Here is a 14,832-nt window from a genome sequence, read left to right as displayed (position 1 = left end):
GGTTTGAGCCGGGGCTCTTTCGCCGAGCCGTGCGCTCGGCGGTACTCGTTCATCGCTCCGCCGAGGGTCTTGTGGCGTTCGATCCTGCCTTCCATCGGCATCCTCGATGCGGGAACCCGTCCTTGACGTGCCCGAACAGCGACTCGATCCACGCCTGGTCATGGGCGTGCCGGGACGGCCGAAGTGCTGGGCGATCCGTGCCCCGGCCATGAACGTCCTGGTCGCTGAGGAGGTCATCTGCGGCCCGTTGCCGGAGACGGCCAGCAGCACCGGGAAGGCGTCGTGGTCGGGCGCCTGTTTCTCCGCTGAGACGCAGGAGGACGGCCACCGGTTCGCTCACCTGCATCGTGCCCGCGGGCGTGATGGCGGTGTCATCGCTGAGGTCAATCTGATGACGGAAGTGTCGGTGCCGGGTGCTTGGGTGTGGGCATGCGTTACGGCATCGACGTCGCGATCCTCGGTGAGCTCGCGGAGCCGGCGCGCCTGGTCGCTCTCGCCCGGGCGGCCGAGGCGGCCGGATGGGACGCCGTGCTGGTGTGGGATCATCTGGCCTTCGCCTGGGGCTCACCGTCGGCGGACCCGTGGGTGGCGCTGGCCGCTGCGGCCCAGGCGACCTCGCGTATCAGGCTGGGCACGGCGGTGACGGCCGTGGCCCGGCATCGCCCGGAGATCCTGGCCCAGACCGTGGCGACGCTCGACAGGCTGAGCGGCGGCCGCGTGATCTTGGGAGCCGGGCTGGGCGGCGTGAGGGAGGAGTTCACCGCCTTCGGCTCAGCGCGTCCGGGCGGGGCGGTGCTTGATGAGGCACTCGACGTGATGGCCTCGCTCTGGTCCGGTGACGAGGTCCATCACCGCGGCGCTCGTTACACCGTGGACGGGGTGCGGCTCGCGCCGTTGCCGTTCCAGCGGCCCCGGGTCCCGGTGTGGGTCGGCGGCACGGCCGCGGGCGCCCTTCGGCGGGCCGCCCGCTGGGATGGCTGGATCGTCGCCGGCGACGACCAGGAGGGCCGCATGACGCTCTCGCCTGACTCCCTGGCCGCTCAGGTCGGCGAGCTGCGCCGGCACCGGGCCACCGCGGGAGATCTCGACGTAGCGGTCATCGGAGTGAGCGAGCCGGGCTCGCCGGTGCGGGCCTACGCCGAGGCGGGCGCCACGTGGTGGCTGGAGCACCTCCACGGCTACCGGGGGTCGGTGGAACGGCTGGTGCGGCGTGTGAAGGCGGGCCCGCCCGCGTGAAGCACCTGCGGTGCGGGCGCGGCACCTTGGCGTCTGCGGCTGCGGGTTCGTCCGGCGTCGCGAGCCAGTAATCGAACCACGGCCTCGTCGTCGCGCCGTCTCATACCCGGATACGCACCTGCCCGCGAGCCCGCCCACGGCGAAGGCTCCAGGTGTGGTGGTCGGCCTGGTCGGCGCCGCGCCGACGATAACGACGGACCTCGGGTGGCGCCCGATCCCTGCCGAGGGGCGACTCGTTGGACGGGCGGCCGAGAAGACGGTGGATGCCACCCCTCACGGCGCACGCACACCGTGCCCATCGTGGTCAGGACCTGGTCGGCGACGCCCCGTACGAGGTCCGCCTGGGGCGGCGGGCGATGGGACCACCTTCTCCGAGATCGTTCTGGACGACGATGATCCAATGTGCGAACATGCGTTCGACAATCGTCCTTCAGAATGGAGTGCATGTGCGTCTCTCAAGCTCTGGCCGTGCTTCTCTTTCCCGCCGATTAGTCGCCCTGGTCGGGTCCCTGTTCCTGGCAGCGGCCCTGCTCGTCGCTCAGGCACCCGCCGCCTCGGCCGCCGACACCGTCACCGACCTCGGCGTCGCCTCCGACAGGGGCGGCGACGTGGTGGGGCACAGCGGCAAGATCTTCGTCGCCGCCGACGATCGGATCGTGGTCACCAGAAGCGACGGCGCGCCCATCGACACGATCAGCGGCCTGGCCGGTGCCGTGGCCCTGTCCGTGGCGGACAACGGCAGGAAGGTGTACGCGGCGCTGCGTGATTCGCATGAAGTGATCGAGATCGACATCGCAACGCTCGCCGTCACCAAGCGGATCGACCTCACCGCCTACCCGTGCCCGTCCACACTGGCCCAGTCGTACGAGCTGATGTGGGTCGGATACGGGTGCGGCCAAGCGGGAGAAGGAGGCGTCGTCGCCCTTGAGCTGTGGAGGCCGACACCCACCCTCGTCCCGGTCGGGCCAGGCACGACGCAGCCTCCGCTGCTCGCCGTCGCCGGAGGCACTCTGGTGGCGGGAGAGCCGGGAGCCGACCCCGCCTCGATCAGGGTGTATGACGTCAGCACCACCCCGGCCACCCCGCGCGGTGAGATCCGCGCGGACACGTCCCTGCGGGACCTGGCCCTCGCCGACCACGGGTCAGCGGCGCTGTCGGCGCTGGCCGACACCCACCGGTTCGACGCCTGGGACACGACGACCGACGCCAGGACACGCGCCTACGACAGCGGCGAGCTGAGCGAGCACGGCCTCCCCACCGCCGTCGCGGCCGGCCCGGACGGCGCCTACGTCGTGGGCGGCTGGAACTCCTCCGCGGGCGACGCGGCGGAGCTCGTGGTGTACGACCCGGCCACGGCGGAGGTGATCTACTCGGCCGGCCACCAGGGGAAGGCGCTGGTGGCGGGCAGCATCGCCTTCTACGGCGTACTCACCTATGCGGTGCTGAAGGAGCCTGGCACCGGGCGGATGCACCTCTGGCGGCTGCCGCATTCGCCTTACCACGCCTCCACCCTGACCATGACGGCTCCCTCCGAGGCGACCGCGCTCAAGCAGCTGACCTTCAGCGGGCGGCTCACGCTGAGCACCGGCGCGCTGCCCGGCGTGCAGACGCTTGAGCTGCACCGCTGGCTCCCCGACGGCACCTCCCGGCCCTTCCAGGAAGTCACCACGGAGGCGGACGGCACGTACCAGTTCACCGATACCGCACCGAAATGGGGGTCGTACGAATATCGGTTGTACTGGCCGGGCAACTCATGGTTCAGGGGCAGCGGCGCCTCGGCCATCGTCGATGTGGGCCTGTACCAGCCGGTGCTCACGGTGACCGGCCCGGCCACCGGCGTCGTCGGCGAGCGACTCGAATTCGACGGAACGTTCGCCGCCGACGGCATCACCTTCCCGCTCACCATTGTCACCGTCGTACGCAAAGTCTCCAACCCCGATGGCACCACCTCGAAGGCCCTGGCCAAGATGGCTGCCGCTGCCGACGGGTCGTTCAGCTTCGCTGACACGCCGACGACGGCCGGCAAGCACACGTACGTCATCCAGCTGGTGGGGAACTCGACAACCGAGCCGGCGAAGACCACCCACGTGGTCGTCGTCTCCCAGCCCTCCGCGTAACCTCCCGGCGGGGTGACGGCGATCCGAATCGCCGTCACCCATGTCGTTGGGCACGCCGAACCACGGAACTCGGTCCGCTTGGGTCTTCCCGCCACGACGTGCACCTCGTCGTGGTCGCCGGGCGCGTGCTCCGGCCGGATGGCAGCATGTTCGCCCGCGATCGCGTCCATCTCGTCCGTGCGCAACTGGCGGATCCTCACCGAACTCCGCCTCAACCCGGCCCTGGCCACCATGCTGCTGCGCGCCCTGCTGGTGCTGACCACCATCGAGACCACTCGATGACGGGTGATCACTCGCCCAGTGAACTCGCTCTTCTGGGAACCAAGGTTCCTCAGAGATCAAATGTCCACCGAACCAGGGCAGGACCGCCATGGCGCTGAACTGGGGATTTGACCTCAATCTCAGTTGAGGTGGTGGGCTGTTCGCGATCGGCCTTCTGAGCAGAAAGAGCGAACCGTATGGACTCCATGGCCACAGATTCCTCCCCGCATCCGGCGGCGCTGGACCGGCCGTCACCGTTGACGCTTCCGGTGGTCCTGATCGGTGTCGTCCTGGTGGCGATGTCGATCTCGGGGACGGCGGTCGCGCTGCCCAGTATGGGGCGCGACCTCGACACCTCCGGGTCCGCGCTGAACTGGGTCGTCGCCGGGTACAACCTCGCCTTCGCCGCCATGACGCTCGTCGTGGGCTCGACCGCCGACCGGATCGGGCGGCGGCGGGTGTTCATCGGCGCGGCGGTGGTCTTCGCGGCCGGGTTCCTCGCGACGGCGGTAAGCCCGGCGATCGTCATCACCGACGTCGCCCGTATCGTCTCCGGCGCCGGCGGTGCCGGGATCATGGCGGCGGGCGGTGCCATCCTCGCCTCCAGTTACGACGGCGCGGCTCGCAACCGTGCCTTCGCCCTGATGGGGACCATGGCCGGAATCGGCATCGCCATCGGTCCGACCTTGTCGGGCCTGCTGATCACGGCCACCGGTTGGCGGGGGAGCTTTGCGATCTTCACGGTCATCGCCCTGCTGGTGGCCCTGGGCGCGACCCGCGCCCAGGAATCCCGAGCGAACGGTGCCGGACCGGTCGACTGGGCAGGCAGCGTCCTGTTCATCGCCGCACTGTCGCTGCTCATGTTCACGCTCCTGGAGGCGCCCGCGCTCGGCTGGACCCATCCGGCCATCCTGGTCGCCGGAGTCGCCGGCCTGGTCGCGCTGGTGATCTTCGGAGTGGTCCAGCGGCGCAGTGTCGCCCCCGTGCTGGCTCCCTCCCTGGTCGCCAACCGCGGCTTCCTGGGCTGGAGCCTGGCGACACTGACCACCTCGATCGGTTTCCTCGGCGTTCTGGTCTTCCTGCCCACCTACCTGCAGGCCGCGGCCGGGCTCTCTCCCGCTTCCGCCGGGGTGGCCATGCTGTTGCTGACCGCTCCCGTCCTCGTCATGCCCATGGTCGCGGTGACCCTGGTGAACAGGGGAACCTCAGCCCGTCTCCTGATCATGATCTCGCTGGCGCTGGTCGTGGCCGGGAACCTGTGGCTGACGGGGCTGAACGCCGACGACGCGGTCGCGGTCGTCGCGGCGCCGCTGGTGCTCATCGGCGTCGGCATGGGGGCGTCCTTCGGCATCACCGACGGTCAGGCCATGGCTCTGGTACCGGTGAACGCCGTCGGCATGGCGGCCGGGTTCCTCAACACCCTGCGGGGGGCGGCCGAGGCGCTCGTGATCGCCGCGTTCAGCGCCTCGCTCATCGGCCTCCTGACGGCCAGGCTCGGCGACGCCGGCAGCGCCGGCGCGGTCAGCGCCGGACGGCTGAGCACCGGACCAGGGGCCGCCGCCGAGTTGGCGGCCTTCACCTGGTCCTGGCAGGTGACCCAAGTGGGCGTCGCCCTGCTCTGTCTCGTACTGTCGGTCATCGTGGGCGCGCTGATCCTCCGCGGTGCCAGGACCCGCAACGCCACCTGATCACCCTCGCAGCAAGGAGATGCCGTGCGCGCCAATCCGGACGATCGCCTCACCATCGGCGAGATCATCCGCCGGACCGGCGTGTCCGCGTCCGCTCTGCACTTCTACGAACGCAAGGGCCTGATCTTCAGCGAACGCGGCACCGGTAACCAGCGGATCTTCTCCCGGCACATGCTGCGCCGGATATCTTTGATCATTGTGGCCAAGCGCCTGCACATCCCGCTGTCGGACGTCGCCGACGTCTTCGCCACCCTCCCCGCCGACCACGCTCCCACCCACAAGGACTGGCAGCGGGTCTCCCGCGCCTGGAGGAAGCAGCTGCAAGAACGCCGTCGCGCGATCGAGCGCCTGGAGCACGAGCTCACCGGCTGCATCGGCTGTGGATGCCTGTCCATGAAGGCCTGCCTGCTGCTCAATCCTGACGACACCCTGCAGGGCCGTGGCCCCGGGCCGGTACGGCTCCAGAACTCCGCTGATCGCCCTCGTCGCTCATCCACACCATGAGGTTCCCCTCGTAGGATCTGAGCCGCTCGATCGCGGATTCCTCTGGGCGCTGGGCGGCAGAGACCAGAGCGTTCGTCACCGGGGTTACGCCGCGATCAGGATGCCGTCATCGCCGGCCTCACCGTCCGTCGCGGTGGGAAGCCGCCCGTCTGTTCGTCCGTCTGTCAAGGCGCGGCGAGGTGCAGGCTTGCCGGGATGGCTTCGAAGGAGTCCTTCAGACGCCGGATGAGGGCCTGCCGTCCGCCACGCCCGTCCTCGCGAACCCAGTCGCGGCCCGAGACGCTCCAGGCGGTGACGGCGAGTTCGGCCAGGACGTGCAGGCGCAGGTCGTCGATGTCCAGGCCTAGCTTGTCAGCCAGACAGCCGATCATGTCTTTCTTGACGCCGGAGCGGTGGTGCTCCACGTACGCGAGCAGGGCGGGGGCGGTGAGCACCAGACGGCGGGTGGCGACGTAGCGGTCGTCCCAGTCCGGCTCCAACGCGGCGGCGGTCTCCAGCAGCGCGTCCCGCAGCTCGGCCAGGACGAGACCGGTCACCTCCCGCCTCTCCAGCGTGGTCAGGTAGGCCGACCACAGCTGGGTCTCGGCCTCGATCGCCACCGCCTCCTTGGCCGGGAAGGCGCGGAAGAAGGTGCTCTTGGACACCTCCACCTCCTCAACCAGTTCCTCCAGCGTGGTCGCGTCGAAGCCCTTGTCGGTGAACAGCCGCAGGGCGGCGTCGGCCAGCGCGCGGCGGGTGCGCAGCTTCTTACGTTCGCGCAGCGGACGTGAGCGGTCGTCGGTCATGCGCGGCATCCTACCCGAAGCGACCCCCAGTCACGAATGACTCTCAGTAAGAATTGAGACTTGCACTCAAATGAAACTCAGTGTCATCATGGGCGGCGTCCAGAAAGTCACCCAGCCAAGGAGAGACCATGACCACCGCCACGCCGACCGCCCTCAACCCCCAGATCCTCGGCCAGGCCGAGAACGCCCACCGAGCCCTGCTGGAGCGCGCCCTGACCGGAACCGGCCTCACCTACCGCCACTGGGTCACCCTCAAGATCGCAGCGGCCGGGGGCCCGGCCGTCCAGCAGCAGCAACTCGCGGGACAGGTCGCCGGCGCCCTGAAGATCGACGCCCAGGCGGCCGGCGAATCCATCGCCCGCCTGACCGCCGCCGGGCTGCTGGAGGTCCGCTCCGGCACCGCCGGCCTCACCGCCCAGGGCCACGACCTGCACCAGCGGCTCAGCACCGCCATCGGCCAGACCATCTCCCAGCTCTACAGCGCGGTCTCCCCCGAGGACCTGCAGGTCGCCGGACGCGTGCTGGCCGCCATCACCGCCCGTGCCGACGCCGAACTCGCCACCGCCTGACCACTGGCGCCACGCCGCCATCCATACCACCCCAAAGCACGCTGCCATCCGTACCACCCCAAAGGACGACACACCATGCCCTCCACGACCGTTCTGGACTCCCACATCCACCACATCGAGACCGGGGCCGGAGACCCGCCGGTGGTGTTCCTGCACGGCAGCCCCACCTCCTCCCACCTGTGGCGCAACATCATCCCGCACGTCGCCGACCGCGCCAGGGTCCTGGCCCCTGACCTGATCGGGATGGGCGCCTCGGGCAAACCCGACATCGCCTACCGCTTCGCTGACCACGCCCGTTACCTTGCCGCCTGGATCGAAGCCCGACATCTGGACCAGATCGTCCTGGTCGGTCACGACTGGGGCGGCGCACTGGCGATGGACTGGGCGGCCCGCCACCCCGGCCGGGTGCGCGGCGTCGCCCTTCTGGAGACGTTCCTGCGGCCGCAGATGTGGGCCGAACTGCCGCAGGACGTGATCGACCACTCCAAGGCGCTGCGCACCCCCGGGCTCGGCGAGCGGCTGCTGCTGGAGGAGAACGCCGCCATCGAGTACGCCCTGCCCCACCCGTTCGCCATCAAGACCGGCCTCCGCCCGGAGGACCACGATGTCTACCGCGCGCCCTACACCGACCCGGCATCGCGCCGTCCGCTACTCCAGTGGCCTCGCGAGATTCCCTACGACCGCGAACCGGCCGATGTGGCCGAGCGCATGGACGCGTACGGCGAATGGCTCGCCGCCAGCCCCGAGGTGCCCAAACTGCTCCTCACGGTTGAGAACGGTGTCGGTATCGCCTCCCCCGAGATCGTGGACTGGGCCCGCCGGAACATCGCCGCCCTCGAGATCGAAGGGATCGGACCCGCCGGCCACCAGGCCCCCGAGGACCAGCCGCACGCCATCGGCCAGGCCGTCGCCGACTGGCTGAACCGCCACCACCTCCTCTCGCCGGCGTCGCCCGGTCCGACGACGGTTTGAAGCGGCACAGCGGCACAGCGGCACAGCGGCAGAGGCGACGGGGTGGGCAGGTGTGGCGGCACCGACGTGGTCGGCTACCTCCCCGACCTCACCGGAAGTTGTCCGGTCGCGCCGAGTTCGCTGAACCACCGCGGCCCTTGTGCCGTTGCCCGTTCGAGGTAGATCTGCAGCAGGGTGGCGCAGGTAGGGCTGTCGACGGCGTGGAAGAAGCCTTGCGCGCAAAGGGTGCGGTAGGCGTCGGCGGGGGTGATGCCGCTGTGCTGGGCGGGCCGGGCAGGGCTGCCAGCGCGGGGCCGGGAAGACCGTGGCGCTGCAACTCAGATCCCCGGGCGCGCCGAGCACGCGGTCCCGCGGGCGGCGGTCGCCGTCGATGCCGCCGCCCGCGATCAGGACAGCGCGGCCCCCGTCAGCCGGCCCCAACCGGCCAGCCCGTCCGGCGATGTCCGTGTACGCAGCAACCGAATACGGAGTCGATCAGCCGGGATCGCGGTCGGCGCGAAGAGTCGTCAGGCGGTCGGGGCTCGGCCAGCGTACGCCGTGGGCCCAGCCCGCCCGCTCGAACCAGCGGATCAGCCGCGCACTGGGGTCGAGCTGGCCCTTGAGCACGCCGTGCCGGGCGCAGGTCGGCTCCACATGGTGCCAGTTGTGCCAGCCTTCGCCGAGCGTCAGCATCGCCACCCACCACACGTTGGATGAACGGTCCCTGGTGCGGAACGGGCGGTCGCCGAAGGTGTGGGCGATGGAGTTCACCGACCAGGTGACGTGGTGCACCACGGCGTAGCGGACCAGACCGCCCCACAGGAGCGCGCTCCATGCGCCGGACCATGACATCGACCACAGCCCGCCGGCGGCGGCCGGGAGCGCGAACGACAGGAGAACGATCACCGGGTAGGCGGCGTCGAAACGTCGCACGTCCGGGTCGTTCAGCAGGTCCGGCACCCAGTGCCGGCGGCTGGAGCGGCGGAGGGCCGTGTAGAACCAGCCGATGTGGGCGTGCAGCATGCCGCGCAGCAGCGCGAGGCCGCTGTCGCCGTAGCGCCACGGCGAGTGCGGGTCGCCTTCGCGGTCGGCGTACTTGTGGTGACGGCGGTGCTCGGCGGCCCACAGCGTGAGGGGGCCCTCGACGGCCATGCCGCCGGCCAGCATGAGCACGATCCTCAGCGCCCGGTTGGCCTTGAAGGCCCGGTGGGTGAAGAGGCGGTGGTAGCCGATGGCGATCCCGAAGATGCTCACCAGGTACATCGCGACCGCGATGACCAGGTCACGGGGGCCGACGCCCCAGCCCCAGGCGGCCGGCACCGCGAGGGCCAGCAGCAGCACGGGCAGGAGCACCAAGACGATCAGATACGCGACGCGGCGGCCGGTGGTGACCGTCACCGTCTCCGCCGTGGCCTGCCGCGGCATGGGTGAGGTCACGTTTCCTCCCGGGTGGTTCAGGACGATCAGGCTCTTCATTCAACGGCCAGCCCCCTGGAGTGCGGCAATGCCCTGACAGTAATGGAACGATTACTCTTAGGAAGCAAAACCATGGACTCTGCTGCCTGAGAAAAAGGCGTGATCTAGATTGTGATCGCACGACGCGATCGCCTCTGTACGCTCCGACACCAGGCGGAAGGTCAACGGAATGGGTGCTGTCGATCACGCGACCACGGGCGGCCATCTGGAGAGATACGAGGAGGCGCTGGCCAGGGACCCGATGGCCGCGTTCGGCCTCGTCCGCGAGTGGATGCGCACCGACTGGCGGAGCCTGTTCGCCGAGTTGCGCGAGCGGCGCCCCATCTTCGTCACACCCGCCTTCACGGTGGTGACCCGCTTCCCCGACGTCATCGAGGTGCTCTCCCACGAGCAGGTCTTCTCGGTACGTGCCTTCGGTCCTCGCCTCGACGCCGCCCTGGGCGCCCCGTTCATGCTGGCCAGGGACGCCACACCGATGAACTGGCGGGAGAAGGGCCTGATGCGGCTCATGCTCGACCCGCGGGACGCGGACGGCGTGCGCGAGCTGGCCGGCCGCCTCGCCGACGAGCTGCTCGACGCCGCCTGGCCGGAGGGGCGCATCGAAGCGGTGGGCGGGCTGTTCCGCCCCGTCGCCCTCGGCGTGTGCGCACGATACTTCGGCGTTCCCGGCCCCGATCCGCACACCCTGGGCCGGTGGACGAGGGCCGTCGTCACCGACGGCTTCGCCAACTTCCTCGGCGATCCGCAGCTCCAGGCCGCGTCCGTCAGCGCGGGCGCCGAGCTGGTCGCACACCTGCGAGACCGCCTCGCCGAGCAGCGGGCCGCGTTGCGGGCCGGACACGACCTTCCCGACGACGTCTTCGCCCGCCTCGTCCGCTCCTCCCTGCCCGCCGGTGCCGGCGTGACCGACGACCGCATCGTGATCAACATGGCGGGACTGCCGCTGGGTTTCGTGGAGAGCGCCCCGGGAGCCATGGCCGAGGCGGTCGAACAGCTCCTGCTGCGCCCTCGGGTGCTCGCGGAGGCCACGGCCGCCGCCGGAGACCCCGAACGGTTCGATCCGTACGTCTGGGAGGCGCTGCGGTTCAGCCCGTTCTTCAAGCTGCTCCCCCGGCTGTGCGAGCGCGATCACGTCCTGGCCGCCGGCACCTCGCGCAGCACGGTGATCCCCGCGGGCACGTTCGTGCTCGCGGCGCCGGCCTCCGCCATGTTCGACGCGGCCGTGGTGCCGGAACCCGACGAGTTCCGCCTCGACCGCCCTCGCCACCATCAGCTGTTCTTCGGCTCCGGGCATCACGCGTGCCTCGGGGTGCACGTGGCCGGCCCGGTGATCGCCGAGACCGTACGCCGCCTGCTGCTACGTCCCGGCGTCCGCCCGCTCCCGCCACCGGCGGGCCGCGTCGAGCGGACGCTCGGGATCTTCCCCGACGCCTTCGAACTCGAGCTCGGGGTCGAAGAGCGGTTCAGGACCGAAGAGGGGTTCAGGACCGAAGAGCGGTTCGAGGCCGAGGGGCGGGAAGGCTGACGATGGCGCCGAGCCGAGCACGCAGCATCGCTACGGACGGTCTCGCCAACCGGCTCAGGTTCCTGGCCCTGACCAGCGGCCGGCCGTTGTGGGACCTCCTGCAGACAAGCCGGCCGCTCCGGAGCCGGATCAACGCCTCGCTGATCGACCACGCGATCCGCGAGATGCCGCCGCGCCCCGAACCGCTGAGCACCATGGCCGGCTACACCTCGTGGGCCTCACTGACCGATCGCACCTACAGCGGCAGGCACCTGCCCCCGGTCCCCTCCGGCGGGGGGAACCGGCCCACTCCCGAGGCCGCCGGCGGCCTGTTCACCCGCGGCGAGTCCATGATCCCCTGTCCGCGTTCCACCGTGCTCTTCGCGTACTTCGCCCAATGGTTCACCGACGGTTTCCTGCGCGGCGACACCAACATCCCGCGCGACCCGCGCAAGAACAGCTCCAACCATCACATCGACCTCAACCAGGTGTACGGGCTCAACGAGGCGGCGACGGCCGCGCTGCGCACGTTCGACGGCGGGCTGCTCAAGAGCCAGCTGATCAACGGCGGCGAGTTCCCGCCCTACCTGTGCGAGAACGGCGCGATCAAGCCGGAGTTCGCCCCGCTGAGCGTCATCCGCTTCGATCGGCTCTCCGACGCGCAACGCGACACGCTGTTCGCCACCGGCAGTGACCGGGGCAACGGCCAGATCGGCTTCACCATGCTCACGGTGCTGTTCCTGCGCGAGCACAACCGGGTGGCGCGGCTGCTCGCCCTGGAACATCCGCGCTGGGACGACGAGCGGCTGTTCCAGACGGCCCGCAACATCCTCATCGTGCTGCTGATCAAACTGGTCGTCGAGGAGTACATCAACCACATCACCCCCTACCACTTCCGGTTCACCCTGGACCTGGGGCTGCCGGCACGGCTGGACCGCGCGCCCTGGCACCGCCAGAACTGGGCCTCGGTGGAGTTCAACCTCGTCTACCGCTGGCACAGCCTGATCCCGTCCCACCTGTCGGTGGGCGGCCGCGATCTGCCGATGGCCGAGACCTTCTTCGGCAGCGCGCTGATCCCCGGCCCCGGCCTCGGGCGATTGTTCGAGGACGCCTCCCGCCAGCGGGCCGGCCGCATCGGCCTGTTCAACACCGATCCCGTCCTGCGCGAGATCGACGTGGCCAGCATCGCCGACTCGCGGGCGCTCGGCCTGGCCCCGTACAACAGCTATCGCGAGCACTGCCGCTTCCCCCGGGTGCGCGCCTTCGAGCAGATCTCCGGCGACCGACGGGTCAGCGGCGCGCTGCGCGAGCTCTACCCCGACGTGGACGACGTCGACCTGTACGTCGGGCTGTTCGCCGAGGAACCCGGATCCCCCGCCGCGATCCTGCCGCCGCTGCTGACCAAGATCATCGCTATCGACGCCTTCTCCCAGGCGCTCACCAACCCGCTGCTGGCTCCCCGGATCTTCAACGCCGCCACGTTCTCTCCGGCGGGCCTGCGGGTCATCGCCACCACACGCAGGCTGTCGGACGTGCTGCACCGCAACACGCCGGAGGACCCGAGCCCCCGCCTGGTCAGCATGTCCCGGCGGACCCGGCCATGACCGGGCGGAACGCTCCGGATGCCGGGCGGCTGCGCACCGCGGCCCGCGAACTGGTCGACGTCGCGCTCACGATCCAGGAGGCTGCGGCTCACGCCACGGCCGCGCTCACCGACGTCGCGCCGCTGCGCGCCCTGCCGCAGGCTCCCTCGGCGGCCTGGCCCGCCTACCGTGCGCTGCTGCGGACCACGACGAACGGTCAGGGCCTCGGGTGCGCGTTCACCGGCGGCGGCCGGCTGTCCACCGCGGCCGCCAAGGCCGGCGCCATGGTGGGGGCCGAGAGCCTGGCCGTGCGCGTGCTGGCCACGTCGCTGCGGTTGCGCGTGGCGGCCGTGGCGGTCGCCCACCCCGAGCTGACCGCGGACCCCATGCTCGCCCGGCTCATCGACGCGGCCGCCGCCGACCGGGATCTGGAGGCCGTCCGGGCCCTGCGCGCCCTGCTCAAGGACCGTGGCGCGGTGCGCGCGCTCAGCCAGCTCGCCCCGGTCTTCGGCGAGGTGCTCGCGCTGCGCGCGCTGCTGGACGAAAATCCGCTCAACGACGCCGCCGCCTGGCTCATCGCGACCGGCAAGGGCTTCGCCACCGCCGATCCGATCACCGGGATGAGCAACAGGGCCATCGCCGTCCTCGACACCGGCGAAGGCGCCGCGCGCCGGATCGAGCTGACCGCGGCCGAGTCGGCCCGGCTGTGCACGCGGGGGTCGCTGCTCGGCTTCCTGGGCAACATCAGCGCACTCGGCACCACCGGACGGGCCCTCATCCAGAGCGTGGAAGGACCCGACGGAGTGATCCGCCACGTCCTCCAGGCACCCGGCATGCGCGTGGGACGTCCCGACGGCGAGTCGCCCCAGGACCTGCTGGGCGCGTTCAGCAGCGCCGTCCTGGCCAGCAGCCCCTACAGCCGCGCCCTGGCCGAGGCCGTCGCCGACTACGGGCCGCCGCCGGGAGCCGAGCTCGCGCTCGTCGGGCACAGCGCGGGCGGAGCGGCGATCATGAACCTGGCGCAGGACCCCGGCTTCTGCGCCCGTCACACGGTCACCCACGCCGTCGCCATCGGCTCGCCGGTCGACTTCAAACGCCCCGCCGGCACCTGGGTGGCCAGCGTCACCAATCAGCACGACATCATCCCCACCCTTGACGGGCAGGGCGCCGGCACCTGCTTCGACCTGCACCCCGACTGGTACGTGGTCGATTACGGCGATTCCACCCACCTGTTCCCGCTCTGCCACAGCATCGACCACTACCGCGCCAACCTCGCCGACGACCTGCCCGAGGCTCGCGACCTCATCGACGAGCGGCTCACGCCGTACCGGGGGCGGGTCGTGCGGTCCCAGGCGTACCTGCTGTTCGACCGCGCGCCCGAGCCGGAAGGGTCCCCCTTCCTGACCGTGCCCACCCGCGCCTTCGACGGTCCCGAGGGAACCGTCGACCTGCCGATCAGGTGCCGCGACCGCGACGCGCTCACGGCGTACTTCGCCGTGCACCCGGCAGCGACGGCCGGCCTGCTGGAGGGCACCGGGCTCGGGCCCGCCGTACAGGTGGCGGGCCGCGTGCTGGTCGCCGTGCACGTGGCCAGGAACCGGCACACCACCGTGGGTGGCTACGGAGAGCTGCAGGTCGGCGTCGTCGTGCCCGGCCCGTTCCGCCGGCACCGCCGCTCCCCTGCCTGGCCTGACCTGCTGCGGGCGGCGGACCTGCGCCGCTCCGGCAGCTTCCTCGTCGGCTCCGCCGTCGACACCCCGATCATGCGCGCCCTCGGCCCGCGGCTGTGGGGCGGCGAGACGTATCTGACGCCCCTGGAGATCCGGCTCGGCGCCCGCTCTGCCCACGTCACCGCCGATCTGATCCTCACCCTGCGCGGGCGGCTCGGCCCTGGACTGCCCCTGAGCGATCCCGGCCTGGTCGGCTACGCCCGCGAGGGCGGCGCCGTGCTGCGGTCCTGTGTACGTACCCGCGGGCGAGCCCGGCTGCACGCGGCGCCGTCGCTGCGGCTGGTCGTCGAGCCGCGGTCGGCCCACCCGCTGGCCGACCGGCTCCGCGAGCTGGGGCTCGACGGCGCCCGCCCGCTGCTGTGCCTGTCCGCCACCACCCTCCAGACGCTCCGGGACACCGCGGTCCCGGTGCCGCCGGGCTGACGGAG

General features: G+C 70.9%; 12 protein-coding genes. 10 read left to right on the top strand and 2 right to left on the bottom strand.

Features of this window, described 5'->3' with window-relative positions; all coding sequences use genetic code 11:
• The first annotated feature begins 429 nt into the window (after window positions 1-429).
• The 5 genes from FH608_RS19000 to soxR all read left to right on the top strand — a co-directional run bounded on the left by FH608_RS19000 (window position 430) and on the right by soxR (window position 5,806).
• Window positions 430-1,236, top strand: coding sequence for an LLM class flavin-dependent oxidoreductase (locus FH608_RS19000; RefSeq protein ID WP_139631869.1), 807 nt, complete (start codon window positions 430-432; stop codon window positions 1,234-1,236).
• Between the two features lie 446 nt (window positions 1,237-1,682).
• Window positions 1,683-3,353, top strand: a complete 1,671-nt coding sequence (locus FH608_RS18995; RefSeq protein WP_139631868.1) for a YncE family protein — start codon at window positions 1,683-1,685, stop codon at window positions 3,351-3,353.
• Window positions 3,354-3,491: 138 nt separating this feature from the next.
• The gene (locus FH608_RS51550) at window positions 3,492-3,635 is read left to right on the top strand and encodes a hypothetical protein (protein WP_193318501.1); all 144 of its coding nucleotides are present in this window, start codon (window positions 3,492-3,494) and stop codon (window positions 3,633-3,635) included.
• 176 nt (window positions 3,636-3,811) lie between these two features.
• Window positions 3,812-5,302, top strand: coding sequence for an MFS transporter (locus FH608_RS18990; RefSeq protein ID WP_226899673.1), 1,491 nt, complete (start codon window positions 3,812-3,814; stop codon window positions 5,300-5,302).
• Between the two features lie 24 nt (window positions 5,303-5,326).
• Window positions 5,327-5,806 (top strand): redox-sensitive transcriptional activator SoxR, encoded by a 480-nt coding sequence (gene soxR / locus FH608_RS18985; protein ID WP_139631867.1) that lies wholly within the window; start codon window positions 5,327-5,329, stop codon window positions 5,804-5,806.
• Between the two features lie 164 nt (window positions 5,807-5,970).
• Here soxR and FH608_RS18980 read toward each other — a convergent pair whose 3' ends face one another.
• Window positions 5,971-6,591 (bottom strand): TetR family transcriptional regulator, encoded by a 621-nt coding sequence (locus tag FH608_RS18980; protein ID WP_193318500.1) that lies wholly within the window; start codon window positions 6,589-6,591, stop codon window positions 5,971-5,973.
• Window positions 6,592-6,719: 128 nt separating this feature from the next.
• Here FH608_RS18980 and FH608_RS18975 point away from each other — a divergent pair, with 128 nt between their 5' ends.
• On the top strand, window positions 6,720-7,160 hold the full coding sequence (locus FH608_RS18975; protein WP_139631865.1) for a MarR family winged helix-turn-helix transcriptional regulator: 441 nt from the start codon (window positions 6,720-6,722) through the stop codon (window positions 7,158-7,160).
• Between the two features lie 75 nt (window positions 7,161-7,235).
• Window positions 7,236-8,132, top strand: coding sequence for a haloalkane dehalogenase (locus tag FH608_RS18970; protein WP_139631864.1), 897 nt, complete (start codon window positions 7,236-7,238; stop codon window positions 8,130-8,132).
• 474 nt (window positions 8,133-8,606) lie between these two features.
• Here FH608_RS18970 and FH608_RS18965 read toward each other — a convergent pair whose 3' ends face one another.
• Window positions 8,607-9,536 carry an acyl-CoA desaturase gene (locus tag FH608_RS18965; RefSeq protein ID WP_193318511.1) on the bottom strand — a complete coding sequence of 310 codons (930 nt, stop codon included), beginning with the start codon at window positions 9,534-9,536 and terminating at the stop codon, window positions 8,607-8,609.
• A 220-nt stretch (window positions 9,537-9,756) separates the two neighbouring features.
• On the opposite strand from FH608_RS18965, the gene FH608_RS18960 reads away from it, so the two are divergent.
• From FH608_RS18960 to FH608_RS18950, 3 genes are read left to right on the top strand one after another with little or no spacing between them, the layout of a single operon-like run.
• Window positions 9,757-11,112 (top strand): cytochrome P450, encoded by a 1,356-nt coding sequence (locus FH608_RS18960; protein WP_226899672.1) that lies wholly within the window; start codon window positions 9,757-9,759, stop codon window positions 11,110-11,112.
• Between the two features lie 2 nt (window positions 11,113-11,114).
• Window positions 11,115-12,695 (top strand): peroxidase family protein, encoded by a 1,581-nt coding sequence (locus tag FH608_RS18955; RefSeq protein ID WP_139631862.1) that lies wholly within the window; start codon window positions 11,115-11,117, stop codon window positions 12,693-12,695.
• Window positions 12,692-14,827, top strand: coding sequence for an alpha/beta hydrolase family protein (locus FH608_RS18950; RefSeq protein ID WP_139631861.1), 2,136 nt, complete (start codon window positions 12,692-12,694; stop codon window positions 14,825-14,827). The genes FH608_RS18955 and FH608_RS18950 overlap by 4 nt, the downstream gene beginning before the upstream one ends.
• The last annotated feature ends 5 nt before the right edge of the window (window positions 14,828-14,832 follow it).

Source organism: Nonomuraea phyllanthi (genome assembly GCF_006334985.2).
Classification (GTDB): Bacteria; Actinomycetota; Actinomycetes; order Streptosporangiales; family Streptosporangiaceae; genus Nonomuraea; species Nonomuraea phyllanthi.
This window is presented reverse-complemented; position numbering and strand designations above follow the sequence as displayed.

What these genes read in the sequence shown, in the direction of transcription:
- FH608_RS18970 (WP_139631864.1), top strand. Translation starts at nt 7,236, where the DNA reads ATGCCCTCCACGACCGTTCTGGACTCCCACATCCACCACATCGAGACC.
- FH608_RS18965 (WP_193318511.1), bottom strand. Translation starts at nt 9,536, where the DNA reads ATGCCGCGGCAGGCCACGGCGGAGACGGTGACGGTCACCACCGGCCGC.
- FH608_RS18990 (WP_226899673.1), top strand. Translation starts at nt 3,812, where the DNA reads ATGGACTCCATGGCCACAGATTCCTCCCCGCATCCGGCGGCGCTGGAC.
- FH608_RS18980 (WP_193318500.1), bottom strand. Translation starts at nt 6,591, where the DNA reads ATGACCGACGACCGCTCACGTCCGCTGCGCGAACGTAAGAAGCTGCGC.
- FH608_RS51550 (WP_193318501.1), top strand. Translation starts at nt 3,492, where the DNA reads ATGGCAGCATGTTCGCCCGCGATCGCGTCCATCTCGTCCGTGCGCAAC.
- FH608_RS18950 (WP_139631861.1), top strand. Translation starts at nt 12,692, where the DNA reads ATGACCGGGCGGAACGCTCCGGATGCCGGGCGGCTGCGCACCGCGGCC.
- FH608_RS18955 (WP_139631862.1), top strand. Translation starts at nt 11,115, where the DNA reads ATGGCGCCGAGCCGAGCACGCAGCATCGCTACGGACGGTCTCGCCAAC.
- FH608_RS18975 (WP_139631865.1), top strand. Translation starts at nt 6,720, where the DNA reads ATGACCACCGCCACGCCGACCGCCCTCAACCCCCAGATCCTCGGCCAG.
- FH608_RS18960 (WP_226899672.1), top strand. Translation starts at nt 9,757, where the DNA reads ATGGGTGCTGTCGATCACGCGACCACGGGCGGCCATCTGGAGAGATAC.
- FH608_RS19000 (WP_139631869.1), top strand. Translation starts at nt 430, where the DNA reads ATGCGTTACGGCATCGACGTCGCGATCCTCGGTGAGCTCGCGGAGCCG.